Source organism: Streptomyces sp. A3M-1-3, assembly GCF_024213665.1.
Taxonomy (GTDB): Bacteria; Actinomycetota; Actinomycetes; order Streptomycetales; family Streptomycetaceae; genus Streptomyces.
In genome coordinates, this window is record NZ_JANAVP010000027.1 from 20,469 (window position 1) to 41,844 (window position 21,376).

Here is a 21,376-nt window from a genome sequence, read left to right on the forward strand (position 1 = left end):
CTTCCTGCCGCTTCGTCTGCCTCGTTCAGCCCTGATGCGCCTCGTAGTGGGAGACCGCGTCCGCGGTACGCCCGGCGCCATACACCCGGAGGAACTCTGCCAGTTCCGGCTGGGTCGGTGCGAGGGTGTCCGCGGCATCGATAATGTCGCCGGCCGCCGCCACCGAGCGCAGCAGGGACTGGATTTCCCGCACCACCCGGCGCACCGTGGGGGCGCCGGAACTACTCGTCGTCTGGCTGCTGTTGCTGAGCACCGAACCGCCCTGGGACCTCTTGATCTCGTCCATCCGGTCGGTGGCCTCGGCGGCGCTGACGCTGCCGTCGGCCACCAGGCTTGCCAGCTCCTGCAGGGCCTGGACGCGCTGGACCACGGCCGGGTTGCCGATCTTGGCGCGCTGGCCGCTCATCAGCTGGGACAGCATGGGCGCGGACAGTCCGAGTACCGCCGCAAGCCGGGCCTGATTCAGGCCGAGGTCGTCGATGAGCCTACGGAAGAGCGCCCCCAGCGGCTCCCCGTACCAACTGCGCTGCAGTTCTCTGGCTCTCGCCGTCGTCTCCTGTTGTGCTGCATCCACTGCGTCTCCCCTTCGCTGGTGCGAACCTCGCGTGCATCCTACGGAGCGTGGTCGCCCACGGGGAGTCCTATTCATTTTGCGGGATACAGGGGGTCACCCGGTACTCTGTTCTGCGGCGGCCGCCCAGTGCGCCGTTTCGGGGCCTTAGCTCAGTTGGTAGAGCGCTGTCTTTGCATGGCAGATGTCAGGGGTTCGACTCCCCTAGGCTCCACCCCGTAAATGCCCTCTGACCTGCGTAAACGCGGTTTCAGGGGGTGTTTTTCGTGCCCATCGGTGGGCGCGTTGATGCCCACTTGGAGTGTGGGAGCCCTTGATTCTTCAGGGGTGCGAAGGCTTTTTGCTCCCCGTAGATCCCTGGCTGGGCGAGCGCCCGCAGGCGCCCCGCGTCCGCATCGCCCTCATCGGGCGAGGCCAAGGCGACGGCCGCCCGCCGCGGCACCGGCGACCTCAAGCGCCTGGAGCGCATACGCACCCTTCTGGTCGCCGACCAGGGCTACGGCGCCACCGGTACTGCCCTGGCGCCTGTACTCCCTGCACACCTTCTGCCCCGACCTCTTCGAGCTGGCCGCCCGTCGCGACGAACCCGCGCCTCGTCGACCTGCCCACCCTCTACGGCGTTGTGGGAGTCCGGATATGCGGAAGTAGTGCCCGCGGCGTCTACGCGCACGTATACTCGCGCTATGTCTGATGTCATGATCCGTGTGCCGGCGGAAGTCCGGGACCGTCTCGCCGTGCTTGCCGAGGCGCGCGGCACATCCATGCGTGCTGTCATCGAGGAATTCGCCCAGTCCACCCTCACCCCCGAAGAGCGCCGTGAGCGTGCGGAGCGGGCCCGCGCCTATATGGCCGAGCACTTCGGGCACTACGTCACCGACGAGGAGAGCGCCGAGATGGGGCACAAGATGCGCGCAGCCGCTGCCGCACACCGTGCGGAGACCGTCGGCCGGTGAACCTCACGCACTACGTTCTCGACACTCCCACCCTCCTTGGGCTCGGTGGCAACAAGCAGCTGTCCGGTCTCATCCACCGTGCCTATGCCGAACCGGACGCACGGCTGTGGGTCCCTCTGCTGTCCCTTGTCGAAGCCGAGCGTGAAAAGCCTGGGATCATCGAGCACATCGGGCAACTCGAAGTGCTCCACACCCTCGATCTCGACTACGCCGGAACCTACGGGGTGATGTCGCTGCACCGCGAAGGTGTCCCGCTGGGGGTCGCTGCGGCGATCCACGGTGCGCGGAACCTCCTCCTCGACCCTGAGAATGACGCTCTGGTCGCGACAGTCGCCCTTGAGGCGTACCAAGGGTCAGGGGTCCGGATCTTCGATCTCAACCGCTGAACCAGCCGCTGTGACGCGCGCCCACGTGGCCACGGCCCATGAGTCCGGGCAACGCTACGGCCCGCATGACGTCGCGCTGAGCCGAGCGCATCAGGGTGGCCGACGTCTCCGCGTCGCCTTCTACGATCGGAGGCATGGCGATGAACCGGATGAACCGCGAGGAGTTCTACGCGCGGCTGGACGTGTTGGACGAGGCGCGGCTGAAGAAGGCCCTGTGGGCGGTGTACTGGCGCTCGGCAGTCCCGGTGCGGGAGCGGATCGAGGCGGAGACCGCCCCGGTGGCACCGGCCCCGCGCCGTCCGGTGACGAGCGGGCCGCCCGATCCGCAGCGGGTTCTCGATGAGGTGCGCGGCTTCACCGCGCTGGCCCGTACGGGCTCGTACATGGCCGGTGACCGGCGGGTCTCGCCCCGCGAGCGGTCGGGCTGGCGGTTCACCTTCCGGCGTCTGGCCGCTGATGCGCAGGCCGCGCTGGCGGCCCAGGAGTGCGGGCCCGCGCGGGAGGCGGTGGCCGACCTGGTCGACCTGGCCGTCGAGGTGAAGTCCTACGACCACTTCCGCTCCGAGGACCCGATGGAAGCGGCGGGTTTCGTCGCCTCCGACGTGGTGGCCCGGCTGTGGGGCCGGGTCCTGGAACTGCGGGGCGTGGACGGGCTCGCCGAGCAGGCCATGGAGCAACTGGTGCGCTGGGAGTCCCCGTACGGCTGGACGCGGTCGGGCTGGGGCAAGGTCAGCGAGAAGGAGACCACCCTGGCCGTCGTACTCGAACGGCTGCTGCGCGACCCCGGAGCGTGGGTGGAGTGCGCGGACGGATACCTGCGGGCCCTGGACGAGGTGGCACAGACCGATCCCGGTCACGCCCGGGCCTCTTACGGCTCGGTGGACTACCTGCGCAAGGACCGGGCCCGCAGTCTGGCCGAGTGGAACGGGATGCTGCTCGAGCGGCTGGTGGACTACGACGCGGCGGACCGCCTGGACAAGATCGCCGGACACCCGGCGTTCGCCGGCGCGGAACACCGCCTCTTCCAGGCCAAGCTGGCCCGGCAGCGCGGCGAGACACAGCGGGCGCGCGACCTGGTCGAGGAAGGTCTGGCCGAACTCCCTGGCCACGAGGAGCTGCACGACCTCGCCGCACAGACCGGCGCCGTGGTGCCGGAGAGCGCTCGGGCGGGCATGGCACGGCACGGCCTCTGAGCTGAGACCTCCCGGGGCGGCATCGCGGTCTTCGGCACCGTGTCGCGGACTGCCAGACTGGACGCGTCAGGCAGGTGAGTGAGGACGGCGGGACGAGTACCCCATGGGCAAGCGCAATCAAGAGCGCCGCAGGGCCAAGCAGAAGCAGCGTCGTCAGCAGGCGCGATCGCGGGAGCAGGGGCAGTCGGCGCCCTCTGGCAGTGCTTTCGGGTTCGGCGGTGTCTTCGGGGGTGGCACGTTCGGCGATGCGCAGGACGGGCCGTTCGGTTTCGTGCCGCCGCCACGAAAGCCTTCACTCGCCGACGAGCTGGAACATACGGTCCATGACGTGATCGAGGCGCCCGAGGAGCACGCCGAGCGGGAGATCGTCGTCGCCGCGTCCTGGCTGGCCTCCTCCGAGCGGCGCAGGCCGCCGCTCAGCCGGGCCGTGCTCGCGATGACCGACCGGCTCTTCGGCGCCCTGTGGCGTACGGGCTGGCAGCCGGCCGATGTCGTACGGGCGGTACGCAAGGAACTCAAGGCGCGCCATGGCCGTCTGGCCGTGGACATGATCGCTGCCGAGGCTCGGCGGTACGCGGCCGCCGGTCTTGAGTACCGCTGGGCCGCACAGCTGAACGAGCTCGAGGCGCACCCGTGGTGGGGGTCGGACGAGGAATGGCTGCCAGCCCTCGCGGCCCGCGAGAAGCTGAACCATCTGGCCCTCGCGAGCTGCCTGTTCGAGCTGCTGCGGCTGTTGTCCTGGCTGCCCGCGCTTGAGGTTCTCTGCCCGCCGCCGAACACGTCGGCCACCGCTACGGCGGCCCGGCCCGCGTCACCCGAGGCGGCCCGGATGCTGGGGCGTATCCGCGCGCTGCTGACCAAGGCGGAGTCGACGGAGTTCCCCGAGGAGGCCGAGGCGCTCACTGCCAAGGCACAGCAGCTGATGGCCGAGCACAGCATCAGCGAGGCCCTGCTGGCCGCGCGGGGTGGGCGCCGGGACGCCCCGGCCGGCATCCGGGTGGGCGTGGAGAACCCGTACGAGCAGCCCAAGGCGGTGCTGCTCGAGGTGGTGGCCGCCGCGAACCGCTGCCGTTCGGTGTGGTCCAAGAACCTCGGTTTCGCCACCGTCATCGGCTTCGAAGCCGATCTGGACGCGGTGGAGTTGCTGTATACCTCGCTTCTGGTCCAGGTGACTGCCGCCCTGCAGGCCGAGGGCGGGCGCAGTCACGCGGGCGGCGGCAGCCGCACCCGCTCCTTCCGTTCCTCGTTCCTGACCTCGTACGCGACCCGGATCGGTGAGCGGCTCACCGAGGCGACCGCGCACGCCACGGACGAGGCAGTGGCCGCGCAGGGCACGTCAACAGTCGGGCGGACGGGGGGTGCCACCGGCGAGAAGACACTGTTGCCCGTCCTCGCCGCCCGGCACCAGGCGGTCGAGGAAGAGACCGAACGGATCTTCCCTCAGCTCTCCTACTCCCGGTCCTCGGGCGTCAGCGACTGGGAAGGCTGGACGAGCGGCCGGGCGGCAGCCGACCGTGCCACCCTCGGTACGGAGAGCGGGGAGCTCACATGACCATCCTGGGCAGCGGGCAACAAGGCCGCCGGATGCCCTCTACGGCAGCGAGCTTGTTGATTTGCGCAAATAGTCGTGATGGTGGGATTGAGCCCAGTGTTCATAGGCTTTTTGTGTTGCGGTTTAGTGACGCGGTCGCCACTTACGCCGGCTTGAGGCCCGGGAGCCTGCGCCTGACGGACTGGCGTGACGTGCTGTCCAACTTCGAGGACCTGGCCCCGGAGTTCACCCGCCGCTACGCCCACACCCTGCTGCCCGGCGGACTGCCCGGCCCGGTCGGCACCACCGAGGTCGCCGATCAGGCCGCCCGGACGAAGCGCGAGGTCGACGTCATCGCGCTGGCCGCCGGCGAGCGCCCGCAGGCCCCCCCCGCGCGAAGATCGCGCTCCTGGGTGAGGTTAAGGCGACCGCCGGGGGACCGGGGACCTGGAGCGCCTGGAGTGCATCCGTACCCTGCTCGCCGATCAGGGGTACGACACCGTCGGCACCACGCTGGCCCTGTACTCCCTGCACGGCTTCTACTCCGACCTGATCGACTTGGCCGACCGGCGCGACGACCTCCTCCTGGTAGATCTGCCCACTCTCTACGGAACGTGACAGGCCTGTGCGCGCACGGGTGGCTACGGACCGTGGATGAGGGAAGCCGTCAGGCGGCGGTGCGGGGCGGGCCGGCGTCGAGGGCGCTGCGGATCTCGGCGGCCTAGCGGTCGATGCAGTTTTTGGACGTTGCTTCCTTTGGCGAGGCGGCGGTAGTCGGCGGGCAGCTTTCGCGCCGTGAGAGGTGTGTGTTCGGCGTCGCCTGCCCAGGGCTTGACCTCAAGAGTGCTTGAGGAATGAGACTACGGGGGACTCGACCCACCAGACGGGGACTTCAAGTTGCATGCGATACGGCCGCTCGCCTACGGCCCTGTGGACAATCTGGCCTTCAAGGGTCGGTCGCTGACCTTGTGCCCGGTCCTGGGCGACTCCTGATTGACGTACGCGCTGCCGGCGTTCAGGTCGCCGAGAGCGCCCTCTTCCGAGGCGAGTCCTTCGGGTGGCACCAGCCCTCTGCCCTTCCCCATGTTCCCGGTTCCGAGGTGGCCGGTGACGTGATCGCCGTCGGCTCGGGCGTTGAGGAGATTTGGGTGGGGCGCCGCGTCGTCGCCTCCCTGGAAGGGGGAGGAGGTTACGCCGAGCTTGCGGTAGCGGATGCCGGAGCCGCTCACCCGGTGCCCGACGGCCTGGGCTACGCGGTGGCCGTCGCGATGCTCACGACCGGCGCCTCGGCGCTTGGCGTCCTGCCGGTCGCCGCACTGACGCCGGACGGCACCGTGTTCGTGATGTCAGCGGCCGGAGGCATGTGCGCGCTGTTCGTCCAAGCCGCCCTCCGGGTGGGCGCCAAGGTCGTCGGCGCCGCCGGTGAGGAGAAGACGCGCCTGGTGAGCGGTCTCGGTGCGGACACTGTCGTCGATACACCGCCGACGGGTGGGCCGAAAGCCTGCGCCGCGCGGTCGGTTTCAGCGTCGTCCTCGACGGCGTCGGGAGGCTTCTCTCGACCACCCAACGGTGACGGCCCAATCGCTGTGAGGACTCGATGCCCTTGCGGGCGATGCGGTGCGTGATGCTGCGGCTGCGGAGCCATCGGCGCAGGTGATCGTAGTCGTAGCCCTTGTCGGCGTGCAGCTTGCCGGAGCGTCGCCTGTGCGGCCCACGGGTGAGCGGACGGGAGGAATGCCGCCCATAAGCGGCTCCAGGGCTTGACTGTCGGGCAGGTTGGCACCAGAGACGCCCAGTGACAGAGAAAGGCCGTTCCGGCTGCTGATCAGGTAGATCTTCGGTGACCTTCTTACTGCGGTCGGTCGGATTTGGCCCCGTAATCGGCCCCCTGTTGAAGCCCGGACGCTGACGGGGTCTATTGCGCATTGTCCAGTCCGGCTCTCCCCGGGCGCCGAGTTCGTGGACGATGACACGGTGGAGCCGAGCCCAGCCACGGCCCTGGCTCCATTAGGCGAGACGCTGGTAGACCGTCTGCCAGGTGCCGCCCGGGTGCCGCCCAGGTGGCCACGAAGACGATCGCTGCCAGGACCTCGCTATCCCCCGCTCGCCTGCGTCCCCCACCCTGCGGACGTATGACGTCGGTCGACGGCACTACGCGCCGGAACAAGACCCACAACTCGTCCGGCACCAGCCGCTCAATCAGATCCGTCATGGCCGATCCAAGGACCGCCGGTGCCATAGGAAACGACCCTCTTAAGTGGAAGGAGTCCCGTCGATGCCCACCAGGGACAGGCAGGACATGAGCAAGGACCGCGAGAGCACCCCTCTGTGGGAGCGGCTCGATCGGCCGGCGCCAGCCCCCCGCACCTCGCTGAGCCCCGAGCGGATCGCCAAGGCGGCGGTGGCCATCGCTGACGCCGAGGGCCTGGACGCCGTCACGATGCGACGCCTCGCCTCCGCTCTGGGCGTCGTGCCCATGGCCGCGTACCGCTACGTCACCGGTAAGGACGAGCTCCTGGAGCTGATGATCGACCACGCGTATGGAGAGCTGGAGCTCCCCTCCGGGGAGGCCGACTGGCGGCAGGCCACCCGGGCGCTGGCCCTGCGTCTGCGCGCTGTGTCCCTGCAGCATCCCTGGGTGCCTCGGGCCGACTGGTGCGGGCCCACTCCGAACCAGCTGGCCGTACTGGAGGGTGCACTGGCCGTGCTCTCCGGTAACCGGTTCGACGCCGATACCTCCATGGCGGTCTACAGCACCGTCACCTCCTATGTGCGGGGCGCCGTCGACTTGGAGATCGGCCTGAACCAGTTGCTGCGGGCGAGAGGGTGGTCCAGCCAGGAGGAGGCGCGCTCCGAACTGGCCCCGCAGATGGCCTGGCTGATGAAGACCGGCCGTTACCCGATGTGTGAGCGCTACCTCGGAGAGGCTGCCCGCAAGAACGATCCACAATGGCAGTTCGAAATCGGCCTGGACTGTGTCCTTGACGGTATCGCCGCTCGGCTGAAAATCGATCACGCGCCGTCCGAAATGTGACGGACGTCGATCGGTTTCAGTCGATCTACATGTGCAAGACAGTTCCATCAAAATAATGAAAGGCCCGCTACAGAGGATTGACATAGAGCGGGCCTTTCCTTGCCTGTCATTGAATGCGCGAAATACATTCGTCCCACTCGAGACGGGGGCAACATGACACGCGAATTCAATGACACGACACGAGCGCCTTACGCGGTGGCGCACCTCGCGGCATGCGAGGGCATCGCATGCCGCAGCAGAAGTGAGGCATCGGGGCGTCCCCGAGACCTCGCCGTGGCCGGAACCCGGCTCTGCTCGGCCTGCGGCCTCCGCCTGACTAGCGATCTGACGCGGCTGCCCCGCCTGTACGACGAGTGCGGACTGCTCCTTGGGGGTTCCCACCGGCCGCGCGACCGTACGTCCGGCGGCGGCTCGGTGCCCGGGCTCCCCTTCAACACCTCGGCGGCCGAGGCCCGCTCCGGGATCCTCGGTGTGCTGCGCTCCTGGGCCGGGCTGGTCGTCGGGGAGCGCGTCGTCGCCGCGCCCCGGGACACGGTGGCCGGCGTCGTCGAGTTCCTGATCCGGCACGCTGGGTGGCTGGCCGCCCACGAAGCCGCAGGTGAGCTGTCCGAGGAGGTGGCGCGAGCGGTACGCCGGGCGCTGTACGTGATCGACCCGTCCCGCGGCTCAGGCATGCGCGTCGGGACGTGCGTCGTGGCGGACTGCGAGGGCGAGTTGACGGCCGCGGTGCGCGTCTCCGACCGGGCCGATCCGCCGGTCGAGGTCAGCTGCGCCGCGGTTCCAGCGCACCGCTGGTCCGCGCAGGAGTGGATGGCGCTGAGCCGCGGCGCGTCGGCGGACCGGACGCAGCGGCCGGAGCGGCAGGCCGGCCCGGCGCTCCCGGCACCGACGGTGCGGTGGCTGAGCGCCCGGGACATCTCCCTGCTGTGGGGGACCCCCTCCGGGAGCGTGTACCGCCATGCCAGCGAGCAGCGGTGGCGACGGCGTACGGGCAAGGGCCGCACCTTCTACCACGATGAGGACGTCCTGCGGTCTCTCGGAGCGCGCACCGGCGGTCGCTCCTGACGGATCGGTCCTCCAGGACGAGCGGGCACGGCTCGGCGCCGTGCCCGCTCTCGTTTTCCGGAGGATGCGCGGGCGCGGGCGAAACCGCGGGCATCCGCACCCTGGCCAGGTGAAACCGCGTTGCCCGCGCAGCGGGATTTAACCATTCTCTGACTCAGCCCTGTCGCTGCTTGGAGAAATGGGCATTGACATCCGCCGGTTCTCCGAAGAAGCTGTTCAGTAACTTCCTCAGCACTGTGTCGATTCGGTGGCCAGGACAAGCGAAGGCCGTTTCGGGGGTATTCCCCATCCGGCCCGAAGTGAAATTACTGCATTACTCGTGCGGCGCACCGATTGGATATTCCGGTGCGCCGCTTCGTCGTACCCATCCACCGAGACGATGCTCGCAGGGTGCGTGCGAGCGGGGGGCTGACATCCGCTACGGCGTCGGCCCCTGCAGCCATCCACGGCTGGGAACGCGCATGCCGCACCTGGAGTTGGTGACCGGCAGCCGGAAGACCAGCAACACCCAGGAACCGCACGCTGTCCTCGTCCGCCCCGACGTACACGTGGCCCGGGCCCGCGCCCGGCAGCCACCACGGCACGCCCATGGCGCTCGAGCGCCGGCTCGGCCCCTCCCGGACTCGGCCCTTCCCGGATCTGCTCATCCCGACAAGGAGATTTGGATGCACAGCACGTTGATCGTGGCCCGGATGGAACCCCACTCGGCCACGGAGGTCGCGAACCTCTTCGGCGCCTTCGATGACACGGAGATGCCGCATCGGATGGGAACCAGGCGCCGACAGCTCTTCTCGTACCGCGGCTTGTACTTCCACCTGCAGGACTTCGACGGCGAAGACGGTGGCGAGCGCATCGAGGGGGCGAAGACCGACTCCCGGTTCGTCGCCATCAGCAACGACCTGAAACCGTTCATCACCGCCTACGACCCGGCGACCTGGCGCTCTCCCGCAGACGCGATGGCGGAGCGCTTCTACGACTGGACCGCACGGTGAGCGCGCCGCATGGCCGGCGGGTCGCCATCACCGGAATCGGCGTCACCGCGCCCGGTGGGGTGGGCGTCAAGAACTTCTGGAGCCTGCTGACCGACGGCCGCACCGCCACCCGCCGCATCAGCTTCTTCGACCCGACCCCGTTCCGCTCACAGGTCGCCGCGGAGGCCGACTTCGACGCCGAACTCCTCGGGCTCAGCACCCAGGAGATCCGGCGGATGGACCGGGCCGCGCAGTTCGCCGTGGTGACGGCACGCGAGGCGGTGGCGGACAGCGGACTGGACCTCACCGCCCTCGATCCGCATCGCACCGGTGTGACAATCGGCAGCGCGGTCGGCGCCACCATGGGGCTGGACGAGGAGTACCGCACCGTCAGCGACAGCGGCCGGCTCGAACTCGTCGACCACACCTACGCCGTCCCGCACCTCTACAACTACTTGGTGCCCAGCTCCTTCGCCGCCGAGGTGGCGTGGGCCGTGGGTGCCGAAGGCCCCGCCACGGTGGTCTCCACCGGCTGCACCTCCGGGCTGGACGCGGTGGGCTACGCCGCCGAGCTCATCCGTGAGGGCTCGGCCGACGTCATGGTGGCCGGCGCGTCGGACGCCCCCATCTCACCGATCACGGTGGCGTGCTTCGACGCGATCAAGGCGACCACGTCGCGCAACGACGATCCGGAGCACGCCTCCCGTCCCTTCGACCGCACCCGCAACGGATTCGTCCTGGGCGAGGGGGCGGCCGTCTTCGTCCTGGAGGAACTGGACTGTGCCAGACGCCGCGGCGCGCACGTCTACGCGGAGATCGCCGGCTACGCCACGCGCAGCAACGCTTTCCACATGACGGGCTTGCGCCCCGAGGGGCGGGAGATGGCCGAGGCGATCCGGGTCGCCCTGAACGAGGCCCGGCTCAATCCGGACGACGTCGACTACATCAACGCGCACGGCTCGGGCACCAAACAGAACGACCGGCACGAGACCGCCGCCTTCAAACGCAGCCTGGGCGAGCACGCCTACCGCGTGCCCGTCAGCTCGATCAAGTCGATGGTCGGTCACTCGCTGGGTGCCATCGGTTCGATCGAGATCGCGGCCAGCGCGCTCGCGATGGAACACGGTGTCGTGCCGCCGACCGCCAACCTGCACACGCCCGACCCCGAGTGCGACCTGGACTACGTGCCGTTGACGGCACGTGACTGGCGGACCGATGCCGTGCTCTCGGTGGGCAGTGGCTTCGGCGGTTTCCAGAGCGCGATGGTGCTGGCCCGTCCCGAAAGGAGCGCGGCATGAGCGGCGCCGCCGTCAGAACCGTGGTCACCGGTCTGGGCGTGGCCGCCCCCAACGGCTGTGGCACGGAAACGTATTGGGCGGCGGCCCGCAAGGGGGTCAGCGGCATCGGCCGTATCTCGCGGTTCGACCCCGCGCAGTACCCGGCCCAACTGGCGGGGGAGATCGACGACTTCGTCGCCGAGGACCATCTGCCGGGGCGGCTGCTGCCACAGACCGACCGGATGACCCGGATCGCTCTGGCGAGCGCCGACTGGGCGCTCGCCGACGCGGGTGTCGACCCGCAGGAGAGGCCCGAGTACGACATGGGCGTGATCACGGCCAGCTCGTCGGGCGGGTTCGAGTTCGGTCAGCGGGAGTTGCAGGCACTGTGGAGCAAGGGCAGCCGCTACGTGAGCGCCTACCAGTCCTTCGCCTGGTTCTACGCGGTCAACAGCGGCCAGATCTCCATCCGCAACGGCATGCGCGGCCCGAGCGGTGTGGTCGTCAGCGACCAGGCGGGCGGGCTCGACGCGATCGCCCAGGCGCGACGTCAGATCCGTAAGGGCACCGGGCTGGTGATGACCGGGGCCGTCGACGCCTCGATCTGCCCGTGGGGCTGGGTCGCCCAGATGGCAAGCGGCCGGCTGAGCACGAGTGAGGATGAGAAGCGGGCGTATCTGCCCTTCGACGCCGCCGCGCGAGGACATGTGCCGGGGGAGGGCGGGGCGCTGCTGGTCCTCGAGGATCTGGAGAGCGCCCGTGCCCGAGGGGCCCGGGTGGTCTACGGAGAGATCGCCGGATTCGGCTCCACCCTGGACCCCCGGCCGGGCAGCGGCCGTCCCCCCGGGCTGGCCAGGGCGATCGAACTGGCGCTGGCCGACGCGGGCATCGCCCCGGAGGAGATCGACGTGGTGTTCGCCGACGCGGCCGCGACCCCCGAACTGGACCGTGTCGAGGCCGAGGCGATCTCCCGGGTGTTCGGTCCGCGGGCCGTGCCGGTCACCGCGCCCAAGACGATGACCGGACGCCTCTACTCGGGCGCGGGACCGCTAGACGCGGCCGCCGCGTTCCTCGCCATGCGCGACGGAGTGATCCCGCCCTCCATCGGCGTCACCCCCGACCCCCAGTACGACCTGGACCTGGTCGTCGAAGAGGAGCGCACCGCGACGGTCCGCTCCGCCCTGGTGATCGCCCGCGGCCACGGCGGCTTCAACTCCGCGCTGGTGGCACGCGCCGTCTAGGGGGAGTCCGGCCCTGACCCGCCGGACACCCCCTGGCCCGACCCCCGCAGTGACCGTCCCACCGAGATGAAAGGACAGCCATTCATGTCTGCCCACGAGTTCACCGTCGATGACCTGAAGCGCATCCTGCGCGAGGGAGCCGGCGCGGACGAAAGTGTCGACCTCGACGGAGACATCCTCGACATCGACTTCGAGTCGCTCGGCTACGAGTCGTTGGCCATGCTGGAGACCGGCAGCCGCATAGAACGCGAGTTCGATGTGACGTTGGACGACGACACGCTGACCGACGCCAAAACGCCGCGCGCTCTGATCGAGGCCGTCAACGGCGCGCTGGTGCCGTCCGGCGTCGTCTGATCCCGCGCCCCGGTCCACTTCGCGCCCCGCACGGCCGTGCCCCGGCCGCCGTGCCCGGCGTCGCCCACCAACGCAGTCAGGAGACAGCATGACGGAGCAGAATCCGAAGGTCGCCATCGTCACCGGCGCCACCAGCGGCATCGGGCTGGAGGTAGCCAGGCTGCTGGCCCGCCAGGACCACCGCGTGTTCCTCTGTGCCCGCACGGAGGATGGCGTGACCCGTACCGTGAAGGAGCTCGTCGACGAGGGACTCGACGTCGACGGCGCCCCGTGCGACGTCCGCTCCGCGGAGGACATCCACCGCTTCGTGCAGCAGGCCGTCGACCGCTTCGGCCCGATCGACGTGCTGGTCAACAACGCGGGCCGATCGGGTGGTGGGGTCACCGCCGACATCGCCGACGAGCTCTGGTTCGACGTCATCAACACCAACCTCAACAGTGTGTTCCTGATGACCCGTGAGGTGCTCAACACCGGCGGCATGCGGCACAAGGACCGCGGCCGGATCATCAACATCGCCTCCACCGCCGGAAAGCAGGGCGTGGTGCTCGGTGCCCCGTACTCCGCCTCCAAGCACGGCGTCGTCGGCTTCACCAAGTCGCTCGGCAACGAACTGGCCCCGACCGGGATCACCGTGAACGCCGTCTGCCCCGGCTATGTCGAGACCCCGATGGCGCAACGCGTCCGCCAGGGCTACGCGGCCGCCTACGACACGAGCGAGGAATCCATCCTCGAGAAGTTCGAGGCGAAGATCCCGCTGGGCCGTTACTCCACCCCCGAGGAGGTCGCGGGCCTGGTCGGCTACCTGGCCTCCGACACCGCCGCCTCCATCACCGCACAGGCGCTGAACGTCTGCGGCGGCCTGGGCAACTTCTGACATTCGCGGAGAAGAGGACCAATGACGAACCGCATGGTCGAGCACGAGATCGCCGTCGACGCCCCGGCCGCCGCCGTCTACCGGCTGATCGCCGAGGTGGAGAACTGGCCCCGGATCTTCCCGCCCACCATCTACGTCGACCACGTGGAGCGAGGCGTCGACGAGGAGCGCATACGGATCTGGGCTACCGCCAACGGCGAGGCCAAGAACTGGACGTCGCACCGCACCCTGGATCCGCGAGAGCTGCGGATCACCTTCCGGCAGGAGGTCTCCAGCCCGCCGGTCGCCGCCATGGGCGGCACCTGGATCGTCGAACCGCTGTCCGACTCGGCTTCCCGGGTGCGGCTGCTGCACGACTACCGGGCGGTCGGCGACGACCCCGAGAGCCTGAAATGGATCGACGAGGCCGTCGACCGCAACTCCCGTACCGAACTCGCCTCCCTGAAGCAGAACGTCGAACTGGCCCACGCCTCTGAGGAGATCACCTTCTCCTTCGAGGACACCGTCCAGATACAGGGCCAGGCCAAGGACGTCTACGACTTCATCAACGAGGCGGGGCTGTGGGCCGAGCGGCTCCCGCACGTGGCGAGCGTCCGCCTGGACGAGGACACCCCGGGGCTGCAGGCCCTGGAGATGGACACCCGCGCGCAGGACGGTTCTACGCACACCACCAAGTCGTACCGGGTGACCTTCCCGCACCACAGGATCGCGTACAAGCAGGTCACCCTGCCCGCCCTGATGACGCTGCACACCGGCTACTGGACCTTCACGGAGAACGAGCGGGGCGTCGCCGCTTCCTCGCAGCACACCGTGGTCCTCAACACTGACAACATCGCCCGGGTGCTCGGCCCCGAGGCGAGCGTCACGGATGCCCGGGAGTACGTCCGCAACGCGCTGAGCACCAACAGCCGGGCCACCCTCGGCCATGCGAAGGACTACGCGGAGAAGAAGCGCTGACCATGGCCGCGCACCCTGTGGACACCGACGTCATCGTCGTGGGCGCCGGGCCGGTCGGTCTGATGCTCGCCGGTGAACTACGGACCGGCGGGGCGCGGGTGACCGTACTGGAGCGGCTGGCCGAACCCACCACCGAGTCCCGCGCGTCGACCCTTCACGCCCGCACCATGGAGATCTTCGATCAACGAGGGCTGCTCGACGCATTGGGGCCGGCGCCCAACGACATGGCCGGGCACTTCGGTGGCATCCGCCTGGACTTCAGCGGGCTGGACAGCCGATACCGGGGCCAGTGGAAGGTGCCGCAGGCCCGCACCGAGCAACTGCTGGGCAACTGGGCGGTAGGTCTCGGCGCGGTCGTCAGGCGCGGTCACGAGCTCGTGGGCCTGCGGCAGACCGAGTCGGGGGTCGAAGCCGAGGCGGAGGGCCCCGGCGGCCGGGTCCGGATTCGGGCCTCCTACCTGGTGGGATGCGACGGTGAGAGCAGTGCCGTACGGCGGCTTGCGGGCTTCGCCTTCCTCGGCACGGACGCGACGCGGGAGCTGCTCCGTGCCGACGTGGCCGGTATCGACGTGCCCGACCGTCGGTTCGAACGCCACGAGCGCGGTCTGGCCATCGCCCACCGTCGGCCCGACGGGGTCACCCGGGTCATGGTGCACGAGTTCGGCAGGGCCGCCGCGGCACGCGCCGGGGAGCCGGAGTTCGCGGAGGTCGCCGCCACATGGGCGAGGGTCACCGGGGAGGACATCGGCGCGGGCAGGCCGATCTGGGTGAACGCGTTCGGGAACGCCCGTCGGCTGGCCGAGCGGTACCGCAGCGGCCGGGTGCTCCTCGCCGGGGACGCCGCCCACGTGCAGATGCCGGTCGGAGGCCAAGCCCTCAACCTGGGCCTGCAGGACGCCGTGAATCTGGGCTGGAAGCTGGCGGCGCAGGTGCTTGACTGGGCGCCGCAGGGCCTGCTCGACACCTACCACGACGAGCGGCGCGCCGTCGGCCGCCGTGTGCTGGCCAACATCGAGGCGCAGGCCACGTTGCTGCTCGGCGGCGCGGAGGTGGAGCCGATGCGCGCGATCGTGGCCGAGCTGCTCGGCCACGGCGAGGTGGTCGGGCATCTGGCCGGCATGATCAGCGGCCTGGACGTCCGATACCCCGACGGAAGCGACGCCCCGCTGCTCGGCGGCCGGGTGCCGCACTGGGAGCTGACCGAGACCGGCCCGTCCAGTACTGCGGAGCTGCTCCGCACCGGCCGTGGGGTGCTGCTCGACTTCGCTGCCGGCCTGCCGCCGGAAGCGGTTGCCGGTTGGGCGGACCGGGTCCGCATGGTATCGGCCGCGACGCCGCACGGCCCTGAGACCGGGTCCCCGTTCGAACCCGCCGGCACGGTCGTCCGAGCGGTCCTGCTGCGCCCCGACGGTCACGTCGCATGGGCCGACGACTGTACGACACCTCTCCGTGCCGCGCTGCACCGTTGGTTCGGCACCCCAAACACATGATCAATAGAGAGCGCCTGCCATGAACAAGACTGCAAGGAAACGACGCGGACCGGCTCCAGCGGGCGGTGCAGGCGTGCTGCCGGGCCCGGTGAAGGACCCCATGCCTGAGCTCATCGCCGAGCTGAGCGAGATCAAGGAGCAGGCCCGCACGGTGGACCCGGCCGCCTCGGAGCGGCAGCGGGCAAAGGGAAAGCTCACCGCCGGGGACCGCATCGACCTGCTGCTGGGCGAGGGGGCCTTCACCCAGATCGAGCAGCTGCGCCGGCACCGGGCCGACGGCTTCGGGCCGGAGACCGCCTACCACGCGGTGGAGCGCGGCCTGATCGACGATGTCATCGACCCCGCTGAGGCACGTTCTGTGCTGGTCCGATCGCCGGCCACGCTCCACGACAAGCACGCCGACCTGCTGGTGCGCAAGCACAGCGATCCCCGCCCAGCGATCCGTGTGGTGAGGGGGCGCCCGACGGCCGAGGAGCTGGCCGTCGTGATCACGGTGCTGCTGGCGCGCCAGGAGGCCAGCTCTCCCACGCCAGGTCGGGCGCGCCGGGCCACCGCGGGCCGGCGGCGCCCCGAGCGGGCACCGGGGTACCCGTCGCCCCGCAGTTGGCAGTCGCCCGCCGATGCGTGAAAGCGCCCGGGCACAGCCGCTGCTGTTCGCCATCGAGGGTGGCGACACCCCGCACACCTGGGAGACCGGGCAAGTCTGGCTGAAGGGAAGCGTATGAGGCTCACCGTTTTCGGGGCGACTGGCGGCACCGGCATCCACGTTGTCCGTCAGGCCTTGGGCGCCGGTCACCGGGTGACGGCCGTCGTGCGCGATCCGGCCGCGTTGACGATCCGGCATGAAGCACTGGAGGTGCGGGTCGCCGACGTGACCGACCCGGGGGCGCTGCGGCCGCTCCTGACCGGACGGGAGGCGGCGATCTCCGCCCTTGGCGCGCGCGGCAACGCCTGTGCGGGTATCGCGTCGGCGGCGACCCGGGCGATCGTCGAGGCAGCACAGGACTGTGGGGTGCGGCGGTTCCTCGCGGTGAGTGCCGCTCCGGTCGGCTCGGTCCCCAAGGGGGAGAGCCTGCTGATGCGTACCGTGATCCTGCCTTTGGTGTCCCGGACATTTCGGCCGCAGTACGACGATCTCGCGGTGATGGAGGACCTCATCGAGGGCAGCGCCCTGGACTGGACGATCGTGCGCCCCCCACGGCTGCTGGACCGGCCGCTGTCCCTGGAGTACCGCAGGGTTGTCGGCGGCAACGTGCCGAAGGCCCATTCCGTTTCCCGGGCCGACCTTGCCCACGCCGTCCTGGCGATGTTGGACGACCCGGCGACGGTGCGGCAGCCGGTGGGCGTCGCACGCTGAGCCCCGAATCTGAACAGGAGACCATTGATGGATGCTGCATTCGACGCCGAGGTCATCGTCGTCGGCGCCGGGCCGACCGGGCTCATGCTCGCAGGAGAGCTGCGCCTGGCCGGGGTCGAGGTCGTCGTGCTGGACCGGCTGATCGAACCGACCACCGAATCACGCGGGTTGGGCTTCACCCCGAGGACCATGGAGGTGTTCGCGCAACGCGGCCTGGTGGACCGGTTCGACGTGCTGGACACCCCGCTCCAGACGACCACCCGCGGGCACTTCGGCGGGCTGCCGCTGGACTTCGGAGTGTTCCCCCACGCCCATCCGGCCGTCGTGAACCTTCCGCAGGTCCACACCGAGACGATGCTGCGCGGCTGGGTCGCGGAGCTCGGATGCGACCTGCGCCGCGGCCATACGGTCGTCGGCCTGACCGACACCGGCGAGACCGTGGAGGTCCAGGTCGAAGGGCCCAACGGGCCGCTGGTGCTGCGCACGCGGTACCTGGTCGGGTGCGACGGCGGCCGCAGCATGGTCCGCGGGCTGGGCGGTTTCGACTTCCCCGGCACCCCCGCCACTCTCGAGCTGTTCCTCGCCGACGTGCGCGGTTGCGACATCCGGCCACGCTTCATCGGTGAGTGGCTGCCCGGCGGGGTCGCGATGTCAGCCCCCATCGGTGACGGGATAGACCGGGTCGTGGTGTGCGAACGGGACACGCCCCCGCAACGGCGCACCGAGCCGCCGACGTTCAGCGAGGTCGCCGCCAGCTGGCAGCGGCTCACGGGAGAGGACATCAGCCAGGGCGAGGCGCTGTGGGTGAGCGCCTTCGGCGACGCCACGCGACTGGCGACCGAGTACCGCAGGGGGAGGGTGCTGCTCGCGGGGGACGCCGCGCACGTCCACCTCCCGGCGGGCGGGCTCGGCATGAACACCGGCATTCAGGACGCCTTCAACCTCGGCTGGAAGCTCGCCGCCGTGGTGCGTGGCCGGGCCCCGGGCACGCTGCTCGACACCTACCACGACGAACGGCACCCGGTGGGCACACGGCTGCTCAACAACACCCGGGCCCAAGGGCTGCTCTTCCTGGGCGGCACCGAGATGCAGCCGCTCCGCGACGTGCTCGGCGAGCTCACCGACCACGAGGTCGTGCACCGGCACCTGGCCGGAATGGTCAGCGGGCTGGAGATCCGCTACCCGATGGGCCCGGGTGACCACCCGCTGCTCGGTCTGTGCATGCCGGACCTCGAGCTCGCCGACGAGGCGGGGACGACCACGGTGTTCCCGTTGCTGCGCGAGGGGCGCGGCCTCCTGCTGGACCTCGCCGACGACGAGTCCGTACGGCAGTCCGCGCAGCCGTGGGCCGACCGGGTGGACGTGGTGACCGCCAAGCCGGCCGCCGATTCCTCGGTCCCGCAGGTGGACGCCGTGCTGGTGCGGCCCGACGGGCACGTGGCGTGGGCCGCGCCCGGCGGGCAGGAGGAGCTGACCGACGCGCTGGGCCGTTGGTTCGGCGCTCCTGTCACCCCGGTGAGCTGAGAGCAGAGGAAGATGCACATGCCGCACGACGCGGACCGACTGCGCCGACTCGCCGACCGGATGGACGTCCAGGACCTGGTCGACCGCTATTTGGCCGGTCTGGACGAGGCGGAGTTCGACGACGCCTGGGCACGGTCGATCTTCACTGAGGACGGCAGGTTCCAGTTCCTGATGGGCGGTCACGACGGCGTGGCCGGCATGGCCGAGTTCACCGCCGCGATGATGGGCAAGTGGCGGCGGACCCACCACGTGGCCGCCGGCCACCTCGTCGAGATCGACGGGGACCGGGCGCGGGTGAGGGGAAACCTGATCGCCACCCACCTGCACCCCCAAGAGGCGACACCGGAGAAGCCGCCCGGGCGGTCAGAGGCGCAAGAGACGCCCGGGGCTCCCGAGCCCTTCCAGGTCGGGGACCGCTTCGAGGGCGAGGCGGTGCGGACCGAGGCCGGCTGGCGCTTCGCGCGGCTCGCGTTCGAGGTGGTCTGGACCCGCGGCACACCGCCGGGGCGCGTCGACATCCACGACAGCTAGGGGCATTCACGTGCGAGTTCTCTTCGCGGTCGCACCGCTGACCGCGCATCTGTACCCCAGCATCCCGCTGGCATGGGCGCTGCAGAGCGCCGGACACGAAGTGCGGGTGGCCAGCAACACCGGTCTGGTCGGGCAGATCACCGCAGCCGGTCTCACGGCGGTCGATCTCGGCGAACGCACCTCGCCGCCCGCGCCGATCACCGACGGGGCGCTGGACCGCTTCAGCGACGCACTCGGGTTCGAGGCCGGCTCCGACTTCGACCAGCTCTGGCGGGCGACCGGCTACTACCTGATGGCCGCGTATTCGCGGTACCACCCGGACGAGGAGGGACGGCAGGAGCTCGCCGACAACCTGGTCGAGGCCGCCCGCAACTGGCAACCGGACCTGGTGATCTGGGATCCGGCATGTCCGGTGGGATCGGTCGCGGCCCGCGAGTGCGGGGCCGCGTCCGCTCGGATGATGTGGGGCCCTGACTACTTCGGCTGGATCCGTAGGCGCTTGGTCGAACGCATGAATGACCCGGCGTCCGCGGTGAGCGCGGACACGGATCCGCTCGCCGCGCTCCTGGCGCCGGTGTTCGGGCGGTTCGGCCATGACTTCTCCGAACAGTTGCTGTTCGGCGACTTGACTGTGGACCCGATCCCCTCGCAGCTGCCCAGGCCCGACGGGCTGCGCCGGGTCCCGATGCGCTGGGTGCCGTACACCGGGGCGGCCCCGGTGACGCAGTGGTTGTCGCAGCCACCGTCGCGGCCCCGGGTGTGCCTGTCGCTGGGCGTCACCGGGCGCACGGTCCACGACGGCCCGGACACGCGGATCACGGCCGCCTTCGAGGCGGTGGCCGACATGGACATCGAGGTGGTCGCCACGGTCAACGCCACTCAGTTGGGGGAGGACACGCGCGTCCCCGACAACGTACGGATATTCGACTACATCCCGCTCACTCAGGTGATGCCGACCTGTTCAGCGATCATCCACCACGGTGGCTTCGGCACGTTCTTCGCGGCGGCCGCGCACCGGGTGCCCCAGATGATCGTCATGGAGGAGCTGGGCAGCGCGCTGTCCAGTACCCGCTATCTGGAGGCCAGGGGCGCGGGCGTGGCCCTCCCCAGCGACGGCCTGACCGCGGCGCAGGTGGGCGGCGGGCTTTCCAGGATGCTGACCGAGCCGTCGTTCCGACGGGGGGCCGCCGCCGTGTACGCGGACCTGACCTCCGTCCCCGGCCCCGGCGAGATCGTGCCGGTACTGGAGCGGATGGCCGCGCAGTACCGTACCCGGGACTGAACCGGACATGGATGTAGTCGAGACCCGGGTGCCGGGCGCGTTCGTGTTCACCCCGAAGCAGATCCGCGATGAGCGGGGCGCGTTCTTCGAAGCGTTCCGCTGCAACCAGATCGAGGCGGTCACCGGGCGTCCCTTCCGGCCCGAACAGATCAACTACTCGGTGTCCCGGCGGAACACCCTCCGCGGTGTCCACGGGGTGGCCGTACCGCCGGGACAGGCCAAGTACGTCACCTGCGTCCGCGGGGCGCTTCGCGACATCGTCGTCGACCTGCGGGTGGGTTCGCCCACCTTCGGTGCGCACCACGTGACCCTGCTGGACGCCGAGTCCGGGCGGTGCGTGTACGTGCCGGAGGGGGTCGGGCACGGATTCCTGTCCCTCACCGACGACGCCTGCATCTGTTACGTGGTCTCCACGCCGTACGTGCCCGGCACGCAGATCGACGTCAACCCGCTCGACCCCGACCTGGCGCTCCCGTGGGGGTTCAGCGAGCCGCCACTGATGTCGGGGAAGGACGCGAACGCACCCGGGGTGCATGCGGCGCTCGCCTCGGGGGCGCTCGCGGACTGGCACGACGTGCGCTGATCCTGCCGGACGGGGCGTACGGGACACCTCGGGGCAGTGCGCGAAACAGCCGACGGAGCCTCAGCAAGATCAGGTCTTGACCTCAACTCGGCTTGAGGTTCTAGGGTTCGGTCGTTCGGCGCTCAATGACAACGCAGGGAGATTCATTTTGATTACCGACGGCGATAAGTCGGAAGCACCACGGGCGACCCGTAGAGAATGG

At 70.0% G+C, this 21,376-nt stretch carries 21 protein-coding genes, 1 tRNA gene and 3 pseudogenes; 23 read left to right on the forward strand and 2 right to left on the reverse strand.

The window, feature by feature from the left end; genetic code table 11:
- Nucleotides 1-25: 25 nt before the first annotated feature.
- Nucleotides 26-574 carry a DNA-binding protein gene (locus NLX86_RS26115; RefSeq protein ID WP_254374240.1) on the reverse strand — a complete coding sequence of 183 codons (549 nt, stop codon included), beginning with the start codon at nt 572-574 and terminating at the stop codon, nt 26-28.
- Nucleotides 575-712: 138 nt separating this feature from the next.
- Here NLX86_RS26115 and NLX86_RS26120 point away from each other — a divergent pair.
- The 8 genes and pseudogenes from NLX86_RS26120 to NLX86_RS26155 all read left to right on the forward strand — a co-directional run bounded on the left by NLX86_RS26120 (nt 713) and on the right by NLX86_RS26155 (nt 6,259).
- Nucleotides 713-785 (forward strand) — tRNA-Ala (locus NLX86_RS26120).
- Between the two features lie 150 nt (nt 786-935).
- Nucleotides 936-1,190, forward strand: a pseudogene (locus NLX86_RS26125) (ATP-binding protein); the annotation flags it as partial.
- 64 nt (nt 1,191-1,254) lie between these two features.
- The gene (locus NLX86_RS26130; protein ID WP_254374241.1) at nt 1,255-1,524 is read left to right on the forward strand and encodes a hypothetical protein; all 270 of its coding nucleotides are present in this window, start codon (nt 1,255-1,257) and stop codon (nt 1,522-1,524) included.
- On the forward strand, nt 1,521-1,910 hold the full coding sequence (locus NLX86_RS26135; RefSeq protein WP_254374242.1) for a hypothetical protein: 390 nt from the start codon (nt 1,521-1,523) through the stop codon (nt 1,908-1,910). Before NLX86_RS26130 ends, NLX86_RS26135 begins: the two co-directional genes overlap by 4 nt.
- Before the next feature lie 134 nt (nt 1,911-2,044).
- On the forward strand, nt 2,045-3,103 hold the full coding sequence (locus NLX86_RS26140; RefSeq protein ID WP_254374243.1) for a hypothetical protein: 1,059 nt from the start codon (nt 2,045-2,047) through the stop codon (nt 3,101-3,103).
- A 103-nt stretch (nt 3,104-3,206) separates the two neighbouring features.
- On the forward strand, nt 3,207-4,655 hold the full coding sequence (locus NLX86_RS26145; protein WP_254374244.1) for a DUF2786 domain-containing protein: 1,449 nt from the start codon (nt 3,207-3,209) through the stop codon (nt 4,653-4,655).
- Nucleotides 4,656-4,855: 200 nt separating this feature from the next.
- Nucleotides 4,856-5,252, forward strand: a pseudogene (locus tag NLX86_RS26150) (ATP-binding protein); the annotation flags it as partial.
- A 236-nt stretch (nt 5,253-5,488) separates the two neighbouring features.
- Nucleotides 5,489-6,259, forward strand: coding sequence for an alcohol dehydrogenase catalytic domain-containing protein (locus NLX86_RS26155; protein WP_254374245.1), 771 nt, complete (start codon nt 5,489-5,491; stop codon nt 6,257-6,259).
- Here the strand turns inward: NLX86_RS26155 and NLX86_RS26160 are convergent.
- Nucleotides 6,180-6,846: pseudogene (locus NLX86_RS26160) on the reverse strand (IS5 family transposase); the annotation flags it as partial. The gene NLX86_RS26155 and the pseudogene NLX86_RS26160 overlap by 80 nt on opposite strands.
- Before the next feature lie 63 nt (nt 6,847-6,909).
- Here NLX86_RS26160 and NLX86_RS26165 point away from each other — a divergent pair.
- The 15 genes from NLX86_RS26165 to NLX86_RS26240 all read left to right on the forward strand — a co-directional run bounded on the left by NLX86_RS26165 (nt 6,910) and on the right by NLX86_RS26240 (nt 21,174).
- A complete protein-coding gene (locus NLX86_RS26165) occupies nt 6,910-7,668 on the forward strand; it encodes a TetR/AcrR family transcriptional regulator (RefSeq protein WP_254374246.1) in 759 nt (252 codons plus the stop codon).
- A gap of 273 nt (nt 7,669-7,941) precedes the next feature.
- Nucleotides 7,942-8,733, forward strand: a complete 792-nt coding sequence (locus NLX86_RS26170; RefSeq protein ID WP_254374247.1) for a hypothetical protein — start codon at nt 7,942-7,944, stop codon at nt 8,731-8,733.
- Nucleotides 8,734-9,398: 665 nt separating this feature from the next.
- Nucleotides 9,399-9,725, forward strand: a complete 327-nt coding sequence (locus NLX86_RS26175; RefSeq protein ID WP_254374248.1) for a TcmI family type II polyketide cyclase — start codon at nt 9,399-9,401, stop codon at nt 9,723-9,725.
- Nucleotides 9,722-11,002 (forward strand): beta-ketoacyl-[acyl-carrier-protein] synthase family protein, encoded by a 1,281-nt coding sequence (locus NLX86_RS26180; protein WP_254374249.1) that lies wholly within the window; start codon nt 9,722-9,724, stop codon nt 11,000-11,002. The genes NLX86_RS26175 and NLX86_RS26180 overlap by 4 nt, the downstream gene beginning before the upstream one ends.
- Nucleotides 10,999-12,222: a ketosynthase chain-length factor gene (locus NLX86_RS26185; protein WP_254374250.1), complete on the forward strand. Its 1,224-nt coding sequence runs from the start codon at nt 10,999-11,001 to the stop codon at nt 12,220-12,222. The genes NLX86_RS26180 and NLX86_RS26185 overlap by 4 nt, the downstream gene beginning before the upstream one ends.
- A gap of 84 nt (nt 12,223-12,306) precedes the next feature.
- Nucleotides 12,307-12,576 carry an acyl carrier protein gene (locus NLX86_RS26190; protein ID WP_254374251.1) on the forward strand — a complete coding sequence of 90 codons (270 nt, stop codon included), beginning with the start codon at nt 12,307-12,309 and terminating at the stop codon, nt 12,574-12,576.
- A gap of 88 nt (nt 12,577-12,664) precedes the next feature.
- Nucleotides 12,665-13,450, forward strand: a complete 786-nt coding sequence (locus NLX86_RS26195; protein ID WP_254374252.1) for a 3-oxoacyl-ACP reductase — start codon at nt 12,665-12,667, stop codon at nt 13,448-13,450.
- Between the two features lie 21 nt (nt 13,451-13,471).
- Entirely contained in the window at nt 13,472-14,407 is a 936-nt protein-coding gene (locus tag NLX86_RS26200) for an aromatase/cyclase (protein ID WP_254374253.1), read from the forward strand.
- Nucleotides 14,408-14,409: 2 nt separating this feature from the next.
- Nucleotides 14,410-15,897 carry an FAD-dependent monooxygenase gene (locus tag NLX86_RS26205; RefSeq protein WP_254374254.1) on the forward strand — a complete coding sequence of 496 codons (1,488 nt, stop codon included), beginning with the start codon at nt 14,410-14,412 and terminating at the stop codon, nt 15,895-15,897.
- Between the two features lie 445 nt (nt 15,898-16,342).
- Nucleotides 16,343-16,525, forward strand: a complete 183-nt coding sequence (locus NLX86_RS34535; RefSeq protein ID WP_308409644.1) for an acyl-CoA carboxylase subunit epsilon — start codon at nt 16,343-16,345, stop codon at nt 16,523-16,525.
- 93 nt (nt 16,526-16,618) lie between these two features.
- On the forward strand, nt 16,619-17,254 hold the full coding sequence (locus NLX86_RS26220) for an NAD(P)-dependent oxidoreductase (protein WP_254374255.1): 636 nt from the start codon (nt 16,619-16,621) through the stop codon (nt 17,252-17,254).
- Between the two features lie 27 nt (nt 17,255-17,281).
- A complete protein-coding gene (locus NLX86_RS26225) occupies nt 17,282-18,778 on the forward strand; it encodes an FAD-dependent monooxygenase (RefSeq protein WP_254374256.1) in 1,497 nt (498 codons plus the stop codon).
- Between the two features lie 18 nt (nt 18,779-18,796).
- Nucleotides 18,797-19,309, forward strand: a complete 513-nt coding sequence (locus NLX86_RS26230; RefSeq protein ID WP_254374257.1) for a nuclear transport factor 2 family protein — start codon at nt 18,797-18,799, stop codon at nt 19,307-19,309.
- Between the two features lie 10 nt (nt 19,310-19,319).
- A complete protein-coding gene (locus NLX86_RS26235; protein ID WP_254374258.1) occupies nt 19,320-20,591 on the forward strand; it encodes a nucleotide disphospho-sugar-binding domain-containing protein in 1,272 nt (423 codons plus the stop codon).
- A 7-nt stretch (nt 20,592-20,598) separates the two neighbouring features.
- Nucleotides 20,599-21,174, forward strand: a complete 576-nt coding sequence (locus tag NLX86_RS26240; RefSeq protein WP_254374259.1) for a dTDP-4-dehydrorhamnose 3,5-epimerase family protein — start codon at nt 20,599-20,601, stop codon at nt 21,172-21,174.
- Nucleotides 21,175-21,376: the final 202 nt, after the last annotated feature.

Coding starts and splice junctions, on each gene's coding strand:
- NLX86_RS26130 (WP_254374241.1), top strand. CDS start 1,255: ATGTCTGATGTCATGATCCGTGTGCCGGCGGAAGTCCGGGACCGTCTC.
- NLX86_RS26140 (WP_254374243.1), top strand. CDS start 2,045: ATGGCGATGAACCGGATGAACCGCGAGGAGTTCTACGCGCGGCTGGAC.
- NLX86_RS26145 (WP_254374244.1), top strand. CDS start 3,207: ATGGGCAAGCGCAATCAAGAGCGCCGCAGGGCCAAGCAGAAGCAGCGT.
- NLX86_RS26155 (WP_254374245.1), top strand. CDS start 5,489: ATGAGACTACGGGGGACTCGACCCACCAGACGGGGACTTCAAGTTGCA.
- NLX86_RS26165 (WP_254374246.1), top strand. CDS start 6,910: ATGCCCACCAGGGACAGGCAGGACATGAGCAAGGACCGCGAGAGCACC.
- NLX86_RS26175 (WP_254374248.1), top strand. CDS start 9,399: ATGCACAGCACGTTGATCGTGGCCCGGATGGAACCCCACTCGGCCACG.
- NLX86_RS26185 (WP_254374250.1), top strand. CDS start 10,999: ATGAGCGGCGCCGCCGTCAGAACCGTGGTCACCGGTCTGGGCGTGGCC.
- NLX86_RS26190 (WP_254374251.1), top strand. CDS start 12,307: ATGTCTGCCCACGAGTTCACCGTCGATGACCTGAAGCGCATCCTGCGC.
- NLX86_RS26195 (WP_254374252.1), top strand. CDS start 12,665: ATGACGGAGCAGAATCCGAAGGTCGCCATCGTCACCGGCGCCACCAGC.
- NLX86_RS26200 (WP_254374253.1), top strand. CDS start 13,472: ATGACGAACCGCATGGTCGAGCACGAGATCGCCGTCGACGCCCCGGCC.
- NLX86_RS26205 (WP_254374254.1), top strand. CDS start 14,410: ATGGCCGCGCACCCTGTGGACACCGACGTCATCGTCGTGGGCGCCGGG.
- NLX86_RS26220 (WP_254374255.1), top strand. CDS start 16,619: ATGAGGCTCACCGTTTTCGGGGCGACTGGCGGCACCGGCATCCACGTT.
- NLX86_RS26225 (WP_254374256.1), top strand. CDS start 17,282: ATGGATGCTGCATTCGACGCCGAGGTCATCGTCGTCGGCGCCGGGCCG.
- NLX86_RS26230 (WP_254374257.1), top strand. CDS start 18,797: ATGCCGCACGACGCGGACCGACTGCGCCGACTCGCCGACCGGATGGAC.
- NLX86_RS26240 (WP_254374259.1), top strand. CDS start 20,599: ATGGATGTAGTCGAGACCCGGGTGCCGGGCGCGTTCGTGTTCACCCCG.